General features: G+C 70.1%; 18 protein-coding genes. 14 read left to right on the plus strand and 4 right to left on the minus strand.

Annotated features, from left to right (window positions below):
* The first annotated feature begins 5 nt into the window (after positions 1 to 5).
* The 4 genes from cobA to G4H71_RS22710 all read left to right on the plus strand — a co-directional run bounded on the left by cobA (position 6) and on the right by G4H71_RS22710 (position 4,911).
* The gene (gene cobA / locus G4H71_RS19360) at positions 6 to 1,229 is read left to right on the plus strand and encodes a uroporphyrinogen-III C-methyltransferase (RefSeq protein ID WP_072739666.1); all 1,224 of its coding nucleotides are present in this window, start codon (positions 6 to 8) and stop codon (positions 1,227 to 1,229) included.
* A 125-nt stretch (positions 1,230 to 1,354) separates the two neighbouring features.
* The gene (locus tag G4H71_RS19365; protein WP_169847186.1) at positions 1,355 to 2,749 is read left to right on the plus strand and encodes an MFS transporter; all 1,395 of its coding nucleotides are present in this window, start codon (positions 1,355 to 1,357) and stop codon (positions 2,747 to 2,749) included.
* A 277-nt stretch (positions 2,750 to 3,026) separates the two neighbouring features.
* The gene (locus G4H71_RS19370; RefSeq protein ID WP_072739549.1) at positions 3,027 to 3,479 is read left to right on the plus strand and encodes an RrF2 family transcriptional regulator; all 453 of its coding nucleotides are present in this window, start codon (positions 3,027 to 3,029) and stop codon (positions 3,477 to 3,479) included.
* 76 nt (positions 3,480 to 3,555) lie between these two features.
* Positions 3,556 to 4,911, plus strand: a complete 1,356-nt coding sequence (locus G4H71_RS22710; RefSeq protein WP_083343269.1) for an NO-inducible flavohemoprotein — start codon at positions 3,556 to 3,558, stop codon at positions 4,909 to 4,911.
* A gap of 14 nt (positions 4,912 to 4,925) precedes the next feature.
* Here G4H71_RS22710 and G4H71_RS19380 read toward each other — a convergent pair whose 3' ends face one another.
* Positions 4,926 to 5,570 (minus strand): SRPBCC family protein, encoded by a 645-nt coding sequence (locus G4H71_RS19380; RefSeq protein ID WP_072739547.1) that lies wholly within the window; start codon positions 5,568 to 5,570, stop codon positions 4,926 to 4,928.
* An 80-nt stretch (positions 5,571 to 5,650) separates the two neighbouring features.
* Complete coding sequence (gene yaaA, locus G4H71_RS19385; protein ID WP_072739664.1) at positions 5,651 to 6,397, minus strand: peroxide stress protein YaaA; 747 nt, start codon at positions 6,395 to 6,397, stop codon at positions 5,651 to 5,653.
* Between the two features lie 57 nt (positions 6,398 to 6,454).
* Between yaaA and G4H71_RS19390 the strand changes: the two genes are divergently transcribed.
* Together G4H71_RS19390 and G4H71_RS19395 are read left to right on the plus strand one after the other, a co-directional pair.
* Positions 6,455 to 8,200 (plus strand): proline--tRNA ligase, encoded by a 1,746-nt coding sequence (locus tag G4H71_RS19390; protein WP_072739545.1) that lies wholly within the window; start codon positions 6,455 to 6,457, stop codon positions 8,198 to 8,200.
* A 38-nt stretch (positions 8,201 to 8,238) separates the two neighbouring features.
* Positions 8,239 to 8,913 carry an O-methyltransferase gene (locus tag G4H71_RS19395; protein ID WP_072739544.1) on the plus strand — a complete coding sequence of 225 codons (675 nt, stop codon included), beginning with the start codon at positions 8,239 to 8,241 and terminating at the stop codon, positions 8,911 to 8,913.
* A 3-nt stretch (positions 8,914 to 8,916) separates the two neighbouring features.
* Here G4H71_RS19395 and G4H71_RS19400 read toward each other — a convergent pair whose 3' ends face one another.
* Positions 8,917 to 9,360, minus strand: coding sequence for a ferritin-like domain-containing protein (locus G4H71_RS19400; protein ID WP_072739542.1), 444 nt, complete (start codon positions 9,358 to 9,360; stop codon positions 8,917 to 8,919).
* On the minus strand, positions 9,357 to 9,884 hold the full coding sequence (locus G4H71_RS19405) for a hypothetical protein (RefSeq protein ID WP_072739540.1): 528 nt from the start codon (positions 9,882 to 9,884) through the stop codon (positions 9,357 to 9,359). The genes G4H71_RS19400 and G4H71_RS19405 overlap by 4 nt, the downstream gene beginning before the upstream one ends.
* Positions 9,885 to 10,142: 258 nt before the next feature.
* On the opposite strand from G4H71_RS19405, the gene rimP reads away from it, so the two are divergent.
* From rimP to G4H71_RS19445, 8 genes are all read left to right on the plus strand, one after another.
* The gene (gene rimP, locus G4H71_RS19410) at positions 10,143 to 10,769 is read left to right on the plus strand and encodes a ribosome maturation factor RimP (protein WP_072739539.1); all 627 of its coding nucleotides are present in this window, start codon (positions 10,143 to 10,145) and stop codon (positions 10,767 to 10,769) included.
* Positions 10,766 to 11,797 carry a transcription termination factor NusA gene (gene nusA / locus G4H71_RS19415; RefSeq protein ID WP_072739537.1) on the plus strand — a complete coding sequence of 344 codons (1,032 nt, stop codon included), beginning with the start codon at positions 10,766 to 10,768 and terminating at the stop codon, positions 11,795 to 11,797. The genes rimP and nusA overlap by 4 nt, the downstream gene beginning before the upstream one ends.
* 44 nt (positions 11,798 to 11,841) lie before the next feature.
* Positions 11,842 to 12,222 (plus strand): YlxR family protein, encoded by a 381-nt coding sequence (locus tag G4H71_RS19420; protein WP_072739535.1) that lies wholly within the window; start codon positions 11,842 to 11,844, stop codon positions 12,220 to 12,222.
* 107 nt (positions 12,223 to 12,329) lie between these two features.
* On the plus strand, positions 12,330 to 15,200 hold the full coding sequence (gene infB / locus G4H71_RS19425) for a translation initiation factor IF-2 (protein ID WP_074700690.1): 2,871 nt from the start codon (positions 12,330 to 12,332) through the stop codon (positions 15,198 to 15,200).
* 138 nt (positions 15,201 to 15,338) lie between these two features.
* Entirely contained in the window at positions 15,339 to 15,629 is a 291-nt protein-coding gene (locus G4H71_RS19430; protein ID WP_072740383.1) for a DUF503 domain-containing protein, read from the plus strand.
* Positions 15,630 to 15,739: 110 nt separating this feature from the next.
* On the plus strand, positions 15,740 to 16,225 hold the full coding sequence (gene rbfA / locus G4H71_RS19435; RefSeq protein WP_072740378.1) for a 30S ribosome-binding factor RbfA: 486 nt from the start codon (positions 15,740 to 15,742) through the stop codon (positions 16,223 to 16,225).
* 28 nt (positions 16,226 to 16,253) lie between these two features.
* On the plus strand, positions 16,254 to 17,246 hold the full coding sequence (locus G4H71_RS19440; RefSeq protein WP_072740384.1) for a DHH family phosphoesterase: 993 nt from the start codon (positions 16,254 to 16,256) through the stop codon (positions 17,244 to 17,246).
* Positions 17,239 to 18,597: an MATE family efflux transporter gene (locus tag G4H71_RS19445; RefSeq protein WP_072740379.1), complete on the plus strand. Its 1,359-nt coding sequence runs from the start codon at positions 17,239 to 17,241 to the stop codon at positions 18,595 to 18,597. Before G4H71_RS19440 ends, G4H71_RS19445 begins: the two co-directional genes overlap by 8 nt.
* Positions 18,598 to 18,635: the final 38 nt, after the last annotated feature.

The raw sequence follows: 18,635 nt of genomic DNA on the forward strand, positions 1-18,635 counted from the left end.
AGCACGTGAGCGCTGCCTCAGGGGAGTCGAATTATCTGGTCGGTCTCGACCTGAACGGCCGACGTGTCGTCGTGGTCGGCGGCGGCTCCGTCGCGCAGCGCCGCCTGGGCCTGCTGGTGGCCTCGGGCGCGCGCGTGCACGTCGTGAGCCGCGAGGTGACGCCGGCGGTCGAGGGCATGGCCACGTCCGGCCAGATCACCGTCGAGGTCCGCGACTACCGGCCCGGTGACCTGGACGGTGCCTGGTACGCGATCGCGTGCACCGACGAACCGGAGACCAACGCCGCCGTCGTGGCCGAGGCCGAGGAGCGGCACGTCTTCTGCGTTCGCGCCGACAACGCGCGCGAAGGCACCGCGGTGACCCCTGCGAGCGCGAGCTACGACGGCCTGAGCATCGGCATCCTCGCCGGGGGAGCCCACCGCCGCTCCGCGGCCGTCCGCACCGCGGTACTCGAGGCACTGCAGTCCGGGGCCCTCAGCGACACCGACGAGCCTCCCGCGCCGGGTGTCGCGCTCGTCGGCGGCGGTCCCGGCGATCCCGACCTGATCACCGTGCGCGGCAGGCGACTGCTCGCCCGCGCCGACGTGGTCGTCGCCGACCGGCTGGCCCCGCCGGAACTGCTCGCCGAACTCGGACCCGACGTCGAGGTGATCGATGCCGCGAAGATCCCGTACGGGCGGGCAATGGCCCAGGAGGCCATCAACACCGCGCTGATCGAGGGCGCCCGGGCCGGAAAGTTCGTCGTCCGGCTCAAGGGCGGTGACCCGTACGTGTTCGGTCGCGGCTACGAGGAACTCGAGGCCTGCGCCGCGGCCGGTGTCCCGGTCACGGTCGTGCCGGGTATCACCAGCGCGATCTCGGTGCCGTCCGCGGCCGGGATCCCGGTCACCCACCGCGGCGTCACGCACGAGTTCGTGGTGGTCAGTGGCCACGTCGCGCCGGACCATCCGGATTCTCTCGTGGACTGGCCTGCGCTGGCTCGGCTCCGGGGAACTCTCGTGTTGCTCATGGCCGTCGAACGCATCGGCCTGTTCGCCGACGCCCTGGTGGCCGGAGGGCGGCCTCCCGAGACCCCGGTGACCGTCGTGCAGGAGGGCACCCTGCGCACACAGCGCACCGTCCGCGCCGATCTGGCGACCGTGGCGCAGCGCGTGCGTGACGAGGCGATCCGTCCTCCGGCGATCGTCGTCGTCGGTACCGTCGCGGGATTTTCCCGAGACGATGGGTAACGTGAACTCTCGTGTCTGATTCCCGAGCCGCGGACGCGGCCACCGAGAGCGCTGTCTCGCCCGCCCGGGCTGCCGCCACGAGTGTGATCGGCCTGGCGATCATCGTCCTCAGCGGCCTCCAGTTGATGGTGGTCCTCGACGGGACCGTGGCGAACCTCGCGCTGGCGCCCCTGCAGTCCGACCTGGGCCTCAGCGACGCCGGCCGGAACTGGGTGCTGACCTCCTATGCCCTGGCCTTCGGTGGCCTGATGCTGCTCGGCGGCCGGCTCGGCGACGCCTTCGGGCGGAAGAAGATGTTCATCGGCGGGGTCGCGCTGTTCACCGTCGCCTCTCTGCTGTGCGGTCTCGCAATCAACGAGTTCACCCTGGTGGCTGCGCGTTTCCTGCAGGGTGTGGGCGCCGCGGTGGCGTCGCCGACCGCGCTCGCGCTGGTGGCGACCACGTTCGCCGCGGGACCGGCACGCAACCAGGCCATCGCGATCTTCGCCGCGATGACGGGCGTGGGATCGATCGCGGGCCTGATTCTCGGCGGTGCCCTCACGGAGGTCTCCTGGCGACTGATCTTCCTCATCAACGTGCCGATCGGTATCGCGATCGTGGCGATGGCGGTCCGGGCGTTGCGGGAGACCTCGGCGCAGCGTCTCGTCCTCGACGTGCCGGGCGCGATCCTGGCCACCGGCGCGGCGACCCTGGTGGTGTTCGGCCTCAGCGAGGGGCCGGAACTCGGGTGGACGAGCCCCTTCGTCATCGGCTCCTTCGTCGTCGGCCTCGTGCTGTTCGCGGCCTTCCTGATCGTCGAGCGCGGAGCGGAGAATCCGCTGCTGCCGTTCTCGTTGTTCACCGACAAGAACCGGGTGGCGACGTTCGTGTCGATCTTCTTCGCCGGGGCGGTGATGTTCTCGCTCGCTGCGTTCGTCGCCCTCTTCGTGCAGGACATCCTCGGATACTCACCGCTCAATGCCGGTCTCGCGTTCGTGCCCTTCGCGTTCGGTCTGGGGACCGCGGCTGCGGTGGCCTCGAAACTGGTGGTGCGGATCCAGCCGCGCTGGCTGGTGGTTGCCGGGGCGATCATCATGATCGTGGGCCTGCTGTACGGTTCGACGCTCGACGGCTCGGCCACCTACCTCGCGAACCTGTTCGTGCCGATCATCGGCATCGGATTCGGTGTCGGCCTCGCGGTGGTCCCGCTGCCGCTGTGCGCGATCGCCGGTGTTCCGGAGACGGAGATCGGGCCGCTCGCGGCGATCGCCCAGGTGGCCCAGACCCTCGGCGGGCCGCTCGCGCTCGCCGTGATCGGTGCCATGGCCACGTCGCGGACCCTGTCGCTCGGGGGGACGTCGGGCGCGACGGTGGACATGACGGCGGCGCAGATCGTCGCCCTCGGCGAGGGCTACACGTTCGCGCTCGTCGGGTGTGCGGTCTGCGCGGTGATCGCGGGTGTCGCGGCGCTCTTCATCCGGTTCACCCCGGAGCAGGTGGCGCAGGCTCAGGCCGCCGAGAAGGCTGCCCAGCAACTCTGACGACGGCGGTCGTCCGTGGACTCTGACGACGGCGGTCGTCTGTGGACTCTGACGACGGCGGTCGTCTGTGGACTCTGACGACGGCGGTCGTCTGTGGACTCTGACGGCGGCCGTCGTCCGGGGCACCGATTCGAGCCCGCCCGGACGTGGGTCGAAAGTCCCTTTCCCAAGGGACGTTCAGGCATCACTGCAGGTGGAAAAACCGCACGTCGGAGCGTAATCGAGAGCACTCCCGGGAAAGGCGCATCCGCGGTGCGGAATAAGTAGCTTCGGCGCCATGCAGCTTTCACGGTTCACCGATCTCGGACTGCGGGCGTTGATGCGCCTGGCCGTCAGCGCCGAGGCCGACGCGCGCGTGACGACCCGCCTGATCTCCAGGCAGGTCAATGCCTCCGAGCATCACGTCGCGAAGGCGGTGACCCGGCTCGTCGAACTCGGTCTCGTCGAATCCCACCGGGGGCGGGGCGGGGGCTTGTTCATCACCGAGGCCGGCCGCACCGTCTCCGTCGGATGGCTCGTGCGACGCCTGGAAGGCGACCGGGAGGTCGTCCGCTGCGAGGGCGAGCATCCCTGCCCGCTGGCGGGTGCGTGCCGGCTCCGCCGCGCGCTGGCCGACGCGCAGGAGGCGTTCCATCGCGAACTCGACCGCTACACACTCGCGGAACTCGTCACCTCGTCGACTGTCGATCTGCTGCATCTGTTCGCCGATTCCCGGCGAGCGGCGACCTGATCCCGGCCCGGTCCCGACCCAGTCCGGTCCTGAACCCAGTCCAGTCCTGAACACAGCCCACACACGAAGGACAGTCATGAGCGCCACAGCCACCACAGTTCTCACCGTCAAGCCGGAACTCGAACCCGAGCACGCCGAGATCGTGCGGGCCACGCTGCCCCTCGTCGGCGCGAACGTCGACGAGATCACCCGGGTCTTCTACCGGACACTCTTCGCCCACCACCCGAGTCTCATCCGGGATCTGTTCAACCGCGGCAATCAGGCGCAGGGCGCGCAGCAGCGTGCCCTCGCCGCGTCGATCGCGACGTTCGCGACACATCTGGTGGATCCGGACCTCCCGAACCCCGCGGATCTGCTGTCCCGGATCGGCCACAAGCACGCTTCCCTCGGCATCACCGAGGACCAGTACCAGGTCGTGCACGACACTCTCTTCTCGGCCATCGTCGAAGTCCTGGGCGCCGACGTCGTCACCGCGGATGTCGCCGCAGCCTGGGACCGCGTCTACTGGTTGATGGCGCAGACTCTGGTGGCGTTCGAGAGGGGGCTGTACGAGGAGGCGGGGGTGCCGGACGGGGACGTCTTCCGCCGGGCCCGGGTGGTGGGGCGGGTCGATGACCGGGTGGTGGGGCGGGTCGATGACCGGGTGGTGGGGCGGGTCGATGACCGGGTGGTGGGGCGGGTCGATGACACAGTGGTGGGGCGGGTCGAAAATACTGTGGTGGGGCGGGTCGACGGCGCGGATGTCGTGGTCTTCGTCGTCGAATCCACCGACCCCGGCGCGCCGCTCCCCGCGTTCCGCCCGGGGCAGTACGTGTCCGTCGGCGTGGTGCTGGGCGACGGGGCCCGGCAACTGCGCCAGTACAGCCTCGTCGGGGCGCCCGCGGCCGGCCGACTGTCGTTCGCGGTCCGCCGCGTCGATCCGGTGGGCGACCATCCCGCCGGAGAGGTCTCCACGTGGCTGCACCGCAACGTCCAGATCGGTGACGAGATCGATGTGACCCTGCCTTTCGGTGACCTCACGATCGACACCGAGGCGACCACTCCGCTCGTACTGATCTCCGCGGGCATCGGCGACACCCCGATGATCGGCATCCTCGACCATCTGGCGACGCACTCTCCGGCTCGACCGACGCTGGTGCTGCACGCGGATCGGTCCCCGGCCACACATCCGCTGCGCACCGACATGCACTCGCTGGTGGGCAGTCTGGAGAACGGTTCCCTCGACGTCTGGTACGAGACCGATGCGGGCGACGCGCGCGCGGGAAGGATGGATCTGTCCCAGGTCGAACTACCGGAGGAGGCGGACGTCTACCTGTGTGGGGGAAACGGGTTCCTCCACGCGGTGCGGGAGCAGCTCCGTGCGGCCGGGGTCCCGGCGGAGAAGGTCCACTTCGAGCTGTTCTCACCCAACGACTGGTTGCTCGACGCCTGAGCTACCGGACCGATCTACCCGTGTTCGAGGAGCTCCCGCAACCGGATCAGGCCCTCACGCCAGAAGAGGCGGGATTCCTCGCACGCGTCGCCGTCGGCGAGCAGGTCGTGTCGGAGCGACACCCGGCTCGCCGACGCGCCGCACGCGTCGAACACGGCGTGTACGCGGGTGGTGCCGTCTCCCCAGTCGAAGTCGATCGTCTTCCACGGCTCGGCCCGGCGTTCGCGTAGTTCGTCCACCGGCATCCAGCGGGCCCGCTGCGCCGGATCCGCGACGGCGGCGTACAACGTCGCGACCGGGGCCTCGATGGTCCGTGACGCCGTCGCGGTGAATGTCTCGGCGTGCTGCCCGGGGGCGCGGAGGCCGCGGACCCGTTCGTAGCTGCCGGCAACGGCCTGGGCACCCCACGCCAGCGGGTCGAGATCGGTCTGATGTGCCACCCAGCGGGCGATCTCGCGGTGGGTGTGATCCCGGGCTCCCCACCGGTCGAGTGCGGCGAACCACTGATCCCAGCCGCGCCCGGTCTGGTGTCTGATCGCCTCGTCGGTGGTCGCCAGGCCGGGAGTCGCCGGTGCGAGGTGAGCCGATTCGGCGGGGGTTCGGCCGGCACCGGTCCGTGGTGCGTCGGCGACGCTGTCGTTTCTCGCGCTCGTGTTCATCGCGCACTCCTCCGGTAGGGCCCCTACCTGCGCGATCGTAGCAGAATGTGAGGTATGTCACCGACTCCGTGGTCGAGGTGTCAGTCGGTGAGGATCACCAGTTCCTCTGCCGAGGGAACCTCCACCCGCAGCCCGGCCTTCGCGGCGACACGGGCCACGCCACGCACATCCGTGGGTTCGGCCCGCGAGATCGTCAGAGCGCGGGCGAGTAACCCCTTGTGGTGCTTGTTGAAGTGACTGACGACCGTGCGGGTTCCGTCCGGCCGTTCGGTGAGCACGGTGGCGGTGACCGCCCCGGGGACCGGCCCCAGATCCTGATAGACGCCGGAGCGGAGGTCGACCACGAGGCCGTCGGCGGCGTCCGCCGTCAGTGCCGGGGTGAGCTCCCGCTTCCAGACCGAGCGCAGCGTGCCGAGCCCGGGGAGCTTGGAACCTCCGGACAGCCGGTAGGCCGGGATCAGGTCACCGGCTCGTACCGCCCCGAACAGGGCGGAACCCATGCCCAGCCGGGCCAGCGCCTTCGAGCGCTGCGCCTTCGTGAACGCGCGCGCGTCGAGGGCGTCGAAGAGCACCCCGGTGTACCGCTCGAGCGCGGGGCGGGTGGGGGAGACCCACAGCTTCGCGTTGCGGGCGATCTCGTCGGCCTGGGTGGGGCCGAGCCCGAGCGCCCGGTAGGACTCCTCGGGGTCGGCCGCGAGATCGACCAGCGTCTGTACCAGCAGTTCGCGGGTCTCGGTCAGTTGCGGCATCGACAGCTCACCGAGGTCGAGTGGGGCGTCGGTTCCGCCGTCGGACTTGGTTTCGGAGGGAGGCAGCAGCACCAGCACGATCATCGACCCTACCGCCGCAGGTGAACGCCCTTCCTGCAGCTATCCTCGGTAGCCGTGATTACCCGTCTGTCCCACCTGTTCCTGCGCACGCTGCGTGACGATCCCGCCGACGCCGAGGTGCCCAGCCACAAGCTGCTGGTCCGCGCCGGTTACGTCCGCCGGATCGCCCCGGGTGTCTACTCCTGGCTCCCGCTGGGGCTGCGGGTGCTCCGGCAGGTGGAGCGCGTGGTGCGCGAGGAGATGAACGCGATCGGCGCTCAGGAGATCGCGCTGCCGGCGCTGTTGCCGCGCGATCCGTACGAGACCACGAACCGGTGGACGGAGTACGGCGACGGTCTCTTCCGGCTGCAGGACCGCAAGGGTGCGGACTACCTGCTCGGGCCCACCCACGAGGAACTGTTCGCGCTCACCGTCAAGGGTGAATTCACCTCCTACAAGGACTTCCCGGTCACGCTCTACCAGATCCAGACCAAGTACCGCGACGAGGAGCGCCCCCGCGCGGGAATCCTGCGCGGCCGCGAGTTCGTGATGAAGGACTCGTACTCCTTCGATCTCACCGACGAGGGGCTGGCGGAGTCCTACCGCGCCCACCGGGACGCCTACGAGCGGATCTTCACCCGCCTGGGTGTCCGGTACGTCATCGTCTCGGCCACGTCCGGTGCGATGGGCGGGAGCGCCTCCGAGGAGTTCCTCGCCGAGAGCGAGATCGGTGAGGACACCTACGTCCGCAGCATCGAATCCGGCTATGCGGCCAATGTCGAGGCCGTGCGGACCGTCGCGCCCGCGCCGATCGCGTTCGACGGGCTGCCGGAGGCCGAGGTGCACGACACCCCCGACACGCCGACCATCGCGACGCTGGTGGACTGGGCGAACGGCGCGGATCTGGGCCGCGCCGTGACCGCCGCGGACACCCTGAAGAACGTGCTCGTCAAGGTGCGTGTCCCCGGCGGAGACTGGGAACTGCTCGCCGTCGGTGTGCCCGGGGACCGCGAGGTGGACCCCAAGCGACTCGGTGCCTCGCTCGAGCCCGCCGAGTACGAGCTGCTCACGGACGCCGACTTCGCGGCGAACCCCTTCCTGGTCAAGGGATACATCGGCCCGAAGGCTCTGCAGGAGAACGGGGTCCGCTATCTCGTCGATCCCCGAGTGGTCGACGGTACGAGCTGGATCACCGGGGCGGATGCGCCGGGCAGGCATGTCGTCGGACTGGTTGCCGGCCGGGATTTCGTCCCCGACGGCACCATCGAGGCCGCCGAGGTCCGGGACGGCGACCCGTCACCCGACGGGGCCGGCACCCTGACGTCCGCGCGGGGTATCGAGATCGGGCACGTCTTCCAACTCGGCCGCAAGTACACCGACGCCTTCGAGGTGGACGTGCTCGGTGAGAACGGCAAGCCGGTTCGCCCGACCATGGGTTCCTACGGGGTCGGCGTGTCCCGCCTGGTCGCGGTGATCGCCGAACAGCATCACGACGACAAGGGTTTGCGGTGGCCGGCCGAGGTGGCGCCCGCGGACGTACACCTGGTGATCGCGAACAAGGACGAGGCCGCTCGGGAGGGTGCCGAGAGCCTGGCGGTGGAGCTGGACGCGGCGGGTCTGGACATCGTGCTCGACGACCGCAAGGCATCGCCGGGCGTGAAGTTCAAGGATTCCGAGCTGCTCGGCATCCCGGTCGTCGTCGTGGTGGGCCGCGGCTGGGCGGACGGAAAGGTCGAGATCCGGGACCGGTTCACCGGGGAGAGCCGCGAGGTGCCCGCCGGGACGGCCGTCGCCGACGTCGTGAGCGCCGTTCGCGGATAGACCCGGCGCACGCGGCGGTCGGCGGGCACAATCGGGTCATGGGACACGACGAGACTCGATGGGCCGAGGTGGACGCCTACCTCGCCGAGACGCTGATCGGTACGGACTCGGTACTGAGCGAGGCGCTCGAGGCGAACGCCGCCGCGGACCTGCCGCCGATCGACGTGTCCGCGGTACAGGGCAAGTTGCTGTACCTGCTCGCCCGGACGGCGCGTGCGGTGAACGTCCTCGAGATCGGCACGCTCGGGGGATACAGCACGATCTGGCTGGCCCGCGCAGTGGGAGACCGCGGGAACGTGGTGACGCTCGAGGCCGACCATCATCACGCCGAGACGGCGCGGGCGAATCTCGCCCGCGCCGGGGTGAGCGATCGGGTCGAGATCGTGGTCGGTGCCGCCCTCGACAGCCTGGCGGTCCTGCCGACACCCGGTGAGAGTCCGTTCGACTTCGTCTTCGTCGACGCGGACAAGGAGAACAACACCCACTATGTGCGCGAGGCGGTGCGACTGGGGCGGCCCGGCACGGTGATCGTCGTGGACAACGTGGTGCGCGGTGGTGGCGTCACCAATGCCGAACTGGACGACGCCGCGGTGCGGGCCAGTCGGGAGGTGTTGCAGTTGTTCGCCGAACACCCGCGTCTCGACGCGTCGGCGATCCAGACGGTCGGTGCCAAGGGCTGGGACGGGTTCGCCTACGCGTTGATCACCGAGTAGCCGTCAGGGCTGTCCGGGGAAGGCGGCCGTCGTCGGATCAGTGCCGAGTGCACTGCGCCACAAGGCTTCCCGGGTGGCCGCGTCGGTGAGGGCCTCGAGTGCCGTGCGCCTGCTGTCTGCGGAGTCGGAGTGCTCCACGACGGCCCGCCAGGCCACCGCCGTGTCGGATTCGACCTGTGCCGCCAGTTGCGCAGCCCCGAACGGATCGGTGACGGGGAACGGGAGCGCGTACCCGGCAGCGGCCACCGGTGCCTCGGCGCCCGCCTGGTGCAGCAGATCGATCACGGTGTCGCGCCGGGCTCGATGGGCTGCCACGTCGACGGCGATCTGGCCGGCTCGCGCCGGGTTGGCGAACGCGCCCACGACGCCGTAGGCGAACACCGCCGCGTGTTCGACGGAGAGTGCCTCGGCGAAGGCGCCCGTTTCGGAATCGGGGGAAACGGTCACGGCAGCAACACCACCCGTTGGATGTGGCAGCTAGCGGCGATCGACGCCAGCAGGCCGGCACGGTGGCCGGACAGTTCGACGGCGAGATCCGAAGCGGCACGGTGTGATTGCTCGAGCAATGCGCGCACCTCGTCGACGGTGGCGGGCTCCGCTTCCGATGGAGGAGTCCCGGTGTCCCCGTCGGTGCCGGGAATCGGCTCCTCGCCGGAACCGCCCGCAGCACGGTCTATCTCGTCGTCCAGTGCGGCCGCATGTTCGGTGCGCTGGGTGGCCACGGTGGTCAGCGCGGCCGCGGCTTCCGGGGCGACCGCGATCGCCGCGGTCGCCGCGGCCGCGTCCCTGCGGGCGAACTCCGCCTGTGCCACCAGGAGATCGACGTCGGGAAGTTCCTCGCCGGAGGAGCATCCCGCGAGCGCGGAGGTGGCCGCGCCTGCGAGTGCGACGACTGCGGTCAGGCGCAGGACACTCCGGCGTGAGATGCGGTGTGGGGGACACGGCGACGTGGCGGCGGTGGGACCGGGCATGGGCACCGGTACATCGTGCCAGGTGCACCGGCGAGACCGGGAATCGGCGTGGGGCGCCGTGTCGACCACTCGAGTGGTGGTCGACGACACGCGTGGTGACGGGCGGCCCCGAATACGTCCGCGTCCGCCGTAGTTGGTCATGAGGGCGGCGATCCCGCGTTACCCTTGTGGGCGCGAGTGCATCGCCGGCCGGGCCGTGCCGGTGTGCGTCCGCCGCCGTGACGAACCCCCGACGACAACTGAACGAGGAGCCACCCGATGTCGATTCCGTCGAAGGAGAGGATCGGCGAACTCGTCGCCGATCTGGTGAGTCGTCAGGGCTACGACCTCGAGGACGTCGCCGTCACACAGGCCGGTCGGCACAGCGCGGTGCGCATCATGGTGGACGGGGATCGGGGGCTCGGGCTCGACGCCGCCGCCGCGCTCAGCCGCGACATCGGGGAACTCTTCGACGCCACTCCGGACTTCGGGGAGACCCCGTACACACTCGAGGTCACCTCGCCCGGTATCGACCGACCACTCACCCACGAGCGGCACTGGCGCCGGGCTCGGGGACGCCTCGCCCGGATCGACCTCGCCGGGGAGACGGTGACGGGCCGAATCGGCCCCGTGGACGGTCCCGAGGTGGCCGTGGTGGTGGGCGGCAGTGCCTCGCCCACCGTGCGTACGGTGCGGCTGGACGAGGTGGAGAACGCCGTCGTCCAGGTCGAGTTCTCGAAGCCGAGCGCTCGCGAGTTGGAGTTGGCCGGCGGAATTCCCGAGGGGCGCGTGTCGCCCCTGGATCCGGATGTGGCGGTGGATGCGCCGGACGGGGATACGCCGGAAGACGACGCCGAGGATCGAGAAGACGGTCCCGGCGAGGAAACGAAAGGGCAGGACAAGTGAATATCGATATCGCGGCGTTGCGCGCCATCGAAGCGGACAAGGGCATCTCGGCGGAGACCGTGATCACCGCCATCCAGACGGCTCTGCTCACGGCCTACCGGCACACCGAGGGGCATCAGCCCCACGCTCGGATCGACGTGAACACCAAGTCGGGCGTCGTGCGGGTGATGGCGCACGAGGTCGACGCGGACGGCAACCTCGTCGGAGAGGAGTGGGACGACACTCCCGAGGGCTTCGGTCGGATCGCCGCCACCACCGCCCGGCAGGTCATCCTGCAGCGCCTGCGCGATGCCGAGCACGAGCGCAGCTTCGGAGAGTACGTCGCCCACGAGGGCGAGATCGTCGGCGGCGTGATCCAGCGCGACACCCGCGCGAACTCGCGCGGCATGGTGGTGGTGCGAATCGGCAGCGATGCGAACGGTGCGGAGGGCCTGATTCCGCCCGCCGAACAGGTTCCCGGGGAGAACTACGAGCACGGCGAGCGCCTCAAGTGCTACGTCGTGGGTGTCTCCCGCGGCGCGCGAGGTCCGCAGATCACCCTCTCGCGTACCCACCCGAACCTCGTGCGGAAGCTGTTCGCGCTGGAGGTGCCCGAAATCGCCGACGGGTCCGTCGAGATCGTCGCGGTCGCCAGGGAGGCGGGGCATCGGTCGAAGATCGCGGTGCAGTCGAGGGTGTCGGGCCTCAATGCCAAGGGAGCGTGCATCGGCCCGATGGGGCAGCGGGTGCGGAACGTGATGAGCGAACTGGCGGGCGAGAAGATCGACATCATCGACTACGACGACGATCCGGCCAGGTTCGTCGGAAACGCGTTGTCGCCGTCCAAGGTGGTGTCGGTGACCGTGGTCGACCCGGACGCGCGGGCGGCCCGTGTCGTGGTGCCGGACTTCCAGCTGTCGCTGGCCATCGGCAAGGAGGGGCAGAACGCGCGTCTCGCGGCCCGGTTGACGGGCTGGCGGATCGACATCCGCAGCGACGCGGCGAGCACTCCCGAAACCGCAGGTGGAAACGCCGCGACGGGAAGATGACAGGCGAATGCGGGGTTCGGGGCGAGTCAGCGGTACAGTGGTCCATGGTTCAGCATGAGCTACCCGCTGACGCGCGCGCTCGTACCGGTGTTCCGGTGCGGACGTGTGTCGGCTGTCGGAAGCGAGAGTTGGCCACCGATCTGTTGAGGGTCGTGGTAGCTGGCAGTGGCCCGGAAGGGTCGCTCGTCACTCCCGATCTGCGGCGTAGGCTGCCCGGTCGAGGTGCATGGATTCACCCCGACCCGGAATGCCTGAGCCTCGCAGAACGTCGCCGAGCATTCGGCAGAGCACTTCGAGTGTCCGGACCACTGGACATCTCCGCAGTCGGCCTCCGGGTCGCCGCGGAAGCGGAGCGTTCGGCCCCTGCCCGCGACGTCGAGTCCTCGACGGAACCTCTCGAAGAGAAAAGGCACACACAGTCATGAGCACACCGTGAAGCACCAGCGATGAGCGCCCATCGGAGATAACCCGAGGTCGTGCGGGCCCCTGTATCGGGGATGCCTCCTGCCCGACCTCAGCAGTGAGGAGAGCAGTGGCAGGCAAAGCCCGCGTGCACGAGTTGGCCAAGGAACTCGGTGTCACAAGTAAGGAACTACTCGCAACGCTCAAGGAGCAAGGCGAGTTCGTGAAGTCGGCGTCCTCCACCGTCGAGGCGCCGGTCGCCCGACGGCTGCGAGAGTCGTTCTCGACAGACAAGCCGGCGGCAGAGAAGTCGACGGAATCCGCGCGTCCCGCGGCCAAGCCGGGCGCTCCCGCCCGCAGTGCCGGTGGTGCCGCGCCGAAGCCGGGCGCCCCGCGTCCGGGACCTCGTCCGGCAGCGCCCGCCGCCGAGGCCGCCCCCGCGGCCCCGCCGGCACCGGCGCCGGTCGAACCCCCGGCACCCGCCGCTCCGGCTGCGCCTGCGGCCCCCGCGGCACAGGCCGGCCCGGCCACGCCGGCGGCCCCGTCCGCTCCGGCGGCGAAGGCGGCACCGTCCACCTCCGCCAAGCCCGGTGGTCCGCGCCCGGGTCCGAAGCCGCCGCGAGTCGGCAACAACCCGTACTCGACGGCCGCTCCGGTGGAACGTCCGGCTCCGCGTCCGGGCCCGAGGCCCGGCCCCGCGGCACGTCCGGCTCCCGGTCAGGGCGGTCCCCGTCCCGCTCCGGGTCAGGGTGGTTCGCGTCCGGCTCCCGGTCAGGGCGGTCCCCGTCCGGCCCCGGGTCAGGGTGGTCCGCGTCCGGCTCCCGGTCAGGGCGGTCCCCGGCCCAGCCCCGGCTCGATGCCTCCCCGTCCGAGCCCCGGTGCCATGCCGCAGCGGTCGGCTCGTCCGGCCCCCGGCGGCGGTCGTCCCGGTCGTCCCGGTGCTCCGGGCGGTCGTCCCGGCGGCGGCGGTGGCGGTGGCTACCGCGGTGGCGGTGCACCCGGCGGCGCTCCCGGTGGAGCTCCCGCAGGCGGTGGCTTCCGTGGCCGTCCCGGTGGCGGCGGTCGTCCCGGTCAGCGCGGTGCCGCGGCGGGTGCGTTCGGTCGTCCCGGTGGCGCTCCGCGTCGCGGTCGCAAGTCCAAGCGGCAGAAGCGCCAGGAATACGATTCGATGCAGGCGCCCGCCGTCGGCGGCGTGCGGTTGCCCCGTGGCAACGGTGAGACCATTCGTCTCGCCCGTGGCGCGTCGCTGTCGGACTTCGCCGAGAAGATCGACGCCAACCCGGCGTCGCTGGTCCAGGCTCTGTTCAACCTCGGCGAGATGGTGACGGCCACGCAGTCCGTCAACGACGAAACCCTCGAGCTGCTCGGCAGCGAGATGAACTACGTCGTCCAGGTCGTCAGCCCGGAGGACGAGGACCGCGAGCTGCTCGACAGCTTCGATCTCACCTACGGCGAGGACGAGGGCACCGAGGAAGACCTCGAACAGCGTCCTCCGGTGGTCACCGTCATGGGTCACGTCGACCACGGCAAGACCCGCCTGCTGGACACGATCCGCAAGGCCAACGTCCGCGAGGGCGAGGCCGGCGGTATCACCCAGCACATCGGTGCCTACCAGGTGAACACGCACCTCAACGGCGAAGACCGGCTGATCACCTTCATCGACACCCCGGGTCACGAGGCGTTCACCGCCATGCGTGCCCGTGGCGCCAAGTCGACGGACATCGCGATCCTCGTGGTCGCGGCGGACGACGGCGTGATGCCGCAGACGGTCGAGGCGATCAACCACGCCCAGGCGGCGGAAGTGCCGATCGTGGTCGCGGTCAACAAGATCGACAAGGAGGGTGCGGACCCGGCGAAGATCCGGGGCCAGCTCACCGAGTACGGACTGGTGGCCGAGGAGTACGGCGGCGAGACCATGTTCGTCGACATCTCCGCCAAGCAGGGTCTGCACATCGAGCAGCTGCTCGAGGCCGTGCTGCTCACCGCGGACGCGTCTCTCGACCTGCGGGCCAACCCGGACATGGACGCGCAGGGTGTCGCCATCGAGGCGCACCTCGACCGCGGCCGCGGACCGGTGGCCACCGTGCTCATCCAGCGTGGAACGCTGCGGGTCGGCGATTCCATCGTCGCCGGCGACGCCTACGGGCGTGTCCGTCGGATGGTGGACGAGCACGGCGACGACGTCCTCGAGGCGTTGCCGTCGCGTCCGGTCCAGGTCGTCGGCTTCACGTCGGTGCCCGGTGCCGGTGACAACCTGCTCGTGGTCGACGAGGACCGGATCGCCCGGCAGATCGCGGACCGCCGCAATGCGCGTAAGCGCAACGCACTGGCCGCGAAGAGCCGCAAGCGGATCAGCCTCGAGGATCTGGATTCGGCGCTCAAGGAGACGAGCCAGCTCAACCTCATCCTCAAGGGCGACAACTCCGGAACGGTGGAGGCCCTCGAAGAGGCGCTGCTCGGCATCCAGATCGACGACGAGGTGCAGTTGCGCGTCATCGACCGCGGTGTCGGTGGTGTCACCGAGACGAACGTGAACCTGGCGGCAGCCTCGAACGCGATCATCATCGGGTTCAACGTCCGCGCGGAGGGCAAGGCCACCGAGCTGGCCAACCGCGAGGGTGTCGACATCCGGTACTACTCGGTCATCTACCAGGCCATCGACGAGGTGGAGAAGGCCCTCAAGGGCATGCTCAAGCCCATCTACGAAGAGGTCGAGCTCGGCAAGGCGGAGATCCGTGCGATGTTCCGCTCGTCCAAGGTCGGCAACATCGCGGGCTGCCTGGTCACCTCGGGTACGATCCGTCGCAACGCCAAGGCTCGCCTGGTGCGGGACAACGCGGTCGTCGCGGAAACCGTCACCATCTCCTCGCTCCGACGCGAGAAGGAGGACGTGGTCGAGGTTCGCGAAGGCTACGAGTGCGGTCTGACGGTCACCTACTCCGATATCAAGGTCGGTGACGTCATCGAGGCGTACGAGCTTCGCGAGAAGCCACGCGACTAGATCGTGTCGCCGCGGGCCTTCGGCCCGATGCTGCAGTAACGTGCCCTTCCTCCGTCGAGCACATCGACGGAGGGAGGGCACGTTCGGATGGAGAGGGTTCCGGCGAGGGCCGGTTCGTGACTGCCGAAGGAGGGCATGGTGTACGTGGGTGCGCTCGAGCTGGATATTCTGCTCGGTGACGTGCGGTCTCTGAAGGAGAAGCGGGCGATGGTCAAACCGGTGCTCGCCGAACTTCGGCGTTTCGGTGTGTCCGCGGCCGAGACAGGGGAGCAGGACCGGTACCGCAGATCCATGCTCGGAGTCGTCCTGGCCTCCTCGGGCGTCGATCATCTGCACGAGGTCCTCGATCACTGCGAGAGGCACGTGGCCGAGCGGCCCGAGCTGCAACTGCTGGCGGTTCGCCGGCGGGTGTTCGGGCCGGAGGACTGACCGGGCCCACCGGCCCGGGCCGCACTGCCCCTTCGCGGGCGGTGTTCGGCACAATGAAGCACATCGATATGCACGTTTTCAGGACGGGCAGGGAGAGGAGACTGACGGTCATGGTGGATCCCGCCCGGGCACGTAAGCTCGCCAAGCGCATCGGCACCATCGTCGCGACCGCGATCGACCACGAGATCAAGGATCCGCGGCTCGCGTATGTCACCGTGACGGATACCAAGGTGACCAACGATCTGCACGACGCCACCGTGTACTACACGGTGATGGGTGCGGATCTGGATACTCCGCCAGATCTCGAGTCGGCGGCAGCAGGTCTGGAGAAGGCGAAGGGCGTCCTGCGCTCGAAGGTGGGTGCCGGGACGGGCGTCCGGTTCACCCCGACACTGACGTTCGTGGCGGACACGGTGCCCGACACCGCCCGGCACATGGAGGAGTTGCTGGCCCGCACCCGCGCTGCCGACGACGCCGTGGCTCGGGCGGCCGCCGGCGCCGCACACGCCGGTGACGCCGACCCCTACAAGGCGCCGCGCGACGATCAGGACGACGAGGGTGACGACGCTTCCGACGCCCTCGGCGACGGACGCTGACGCGGCCGGCATGACCGAGATCGCGGACATGGTCGAGACCCGGGGAGACGCCGCTGCGGGCGGTGCGGCGACGCCGAGCGATGTGCTGGCGGTGCTCGACGCCGCGGCGACCGTCACCGTGTTGTGTCACGTGCATCCCGACGCCGACACCATCGGCAGCGGCCTCGCGCTCGGTCTGGTTCTCGAACGTCGCGGAGTGCCCGTCCAGGTGTCGTTCGCCGAGCCCGCCGCCCTGCCGGAGTCGATGCGCACCCTGCCCGGCACCCACCTGCTGGCCCCTCCGGCGCAGGTGCGGGACGGTGTCGACGTCGTCGTGACGGTGGACTGCGGTAGCGCGGGCCGGCTGGGCGCCCTCGCCGACCGGCTCGCGGGAGCGGGGACGACGGTGGTCATCGACCATCACCGCTCCAACACCCGGTTCGGGCGCTGGAACCTGGTCGACGAGTCGGCCGAGTCGACGACGGCGGTCCTCGCCCGGCTGTTCGACCATTGGGGAGTCGAGATCGACCGGGACCTCGCGCACTGCCTCTATGCGGGTCTGGTCACCGACACCGGATCGTTCCGGTGGGTGCGCCCCGGCACACACCTGCTGGCCGAGCGACTGCTGGACACCGGGATCGACGGGGCGGCGATCGCTCGCCGACTGCTCGACACACATCCCTTCGGCTGGCTCCCCATGTTGTCGGCGGTGCTGGGATCGGCGACGCTCGTGCCCGGCGCGGCCGGTGGGCGCGGACTCGTCTATGCGGTCATCCGGCGTCGTGACGTCGGGGACCTGCGTTCGGAGGAGATCGAGAGCGTCGTCGACATCGTCCGGACCACGTCCGAGGCGGAGATCGCGGCGGTACTCAAGGAGTCGGTGAACGGGACCTGGTCGGTGTCGCTGCGCTCCAAGTCGGACATCGACGTGTCCGCGGTGGCCGCTCGACTCGGCGGCGGCGGGCACCACGCGGCCGCCGGCTACACCGCGGAGACGAGCGCCGAGACGGTCGTCGCCGATCTCGTCGACGCGCTTGGCTGAGGGCCTCCCGTCCGGGCAGTCGGACCCCGTCGACGACGTCCCGGCGCGCCGCGTATTCGGCCTCGCCGTACCTGCGCTGGGCGTGCTCGCCGCGGAACCGCTGTACCTGCTGTTCGACATCGCCGTCGTCGGACGGCTCGGTGCCCTGCCTCTGGCGGGGCTCGCGGTGGGGGGACTGATCCTCGCGCTGGTCAGTACGCAGCTGACCTTCCTGTCCTACGGGACCACCGCCCGCGCCGCCCGCCGGCACGGTGCGGGAGATCGGCGCGGCGCGGTGGGGGAGGGTGTGCAGGCGACCTGGCTCGCCCTGATCGTCGGTACGGCGCTGGTGGTGGCCGTCCAGCTGCTCGCCGGACCGATCGTCGGACTCGTCGCCGGGGGAGCGGACATCGCGGCCGCCGCGGAGAGTTGGTTGCGCATCGCGATCTTCGGTGCGCCGCTGATCCTCGTCGGGATGGCAGGCAACGGCTGGATGCGCGGCGTCCAGAACACGGTCCGGCCCCTGAAGTTCGTGGTGGCGGGGCTGGCGTTGTCCGCCGTGCTGTGTCCAGTGCTCGTGCACGGGCTGTTCGGCGCACCCCGATGGGAGCTCGAAGGGTCCGCCGTCGCGAACGTGGTGGGGCAGTCGCTGTCCGCGGTGCTGTTCCTCGGCGCTCTCGTGCGGGAGAAGGTGGATCTGCGGCCCCGCGGTGCGGTGATGCGCGTTCAGGCACTGATGGGTCGCGATCTCGTGCTCCGCTCGCTCGCGTTCCAGGCGTGTTTCCTGTCCGCGGCGGCGGTGGCATCGCGCTTCGGCGCCGCCTCGGTGGCAGCGCATCAGGTGGTGCTCCAACTCTGGAACCTGGTGACGTTGACCCTGGATTCCCTGGCCATCGCCGCGCAGACACTGGTCGGTGCGGCGCTCGGCGCCGGCCGGCCCGACAGCGCCCGTCGGCTGTCGCGGCGGATCACCGTGTGGTCGACGATCTTCGCGCTGGTACTCGCGGCAGTCTTCGCGGCCGGGTACCGGGTGATCCCCCGATTGTTCACCGGCGACACCGCCGTACTCGCCGAGATGGCAGGGGCCTGGTGGTTCTTCGTGGCGATCATGCCGATCGCCGGAATCGTCTTCGCGTTGGACGGCGTGCTCCTGGGTGCAGGCGACGTGAAGTTCCTGCGCAACGCCACTCTGGCGTGCGCCCTGGTCGGGTTCCTGCCGTTCATCTGGCTCTCGCTCGCCTTCGACTGGGGGCTCCCGGGAATCTGGACGGGGCTGACCGTCTTCATCGTGCTCCGGATGATCGCGGTGTCGTGGCGCACGGTGTCCGGCCGCTGGGCCGTGAGCGGCGCAGACCTCCACCCGCAGCAATGACGTCGCCCGTGATCGCGCGGCGCGGAGATGAGGCAGGA

It is taken from the genome of Rhodococcus triatomae, assembly GCF_014217785.1.
GTDB lineage: Bacteria > Actinomycetota > Actinomycetes > Mycobacteriales > Mycobacteriaceae > Rhodococcus_F > Rhodococcus_F triatomae.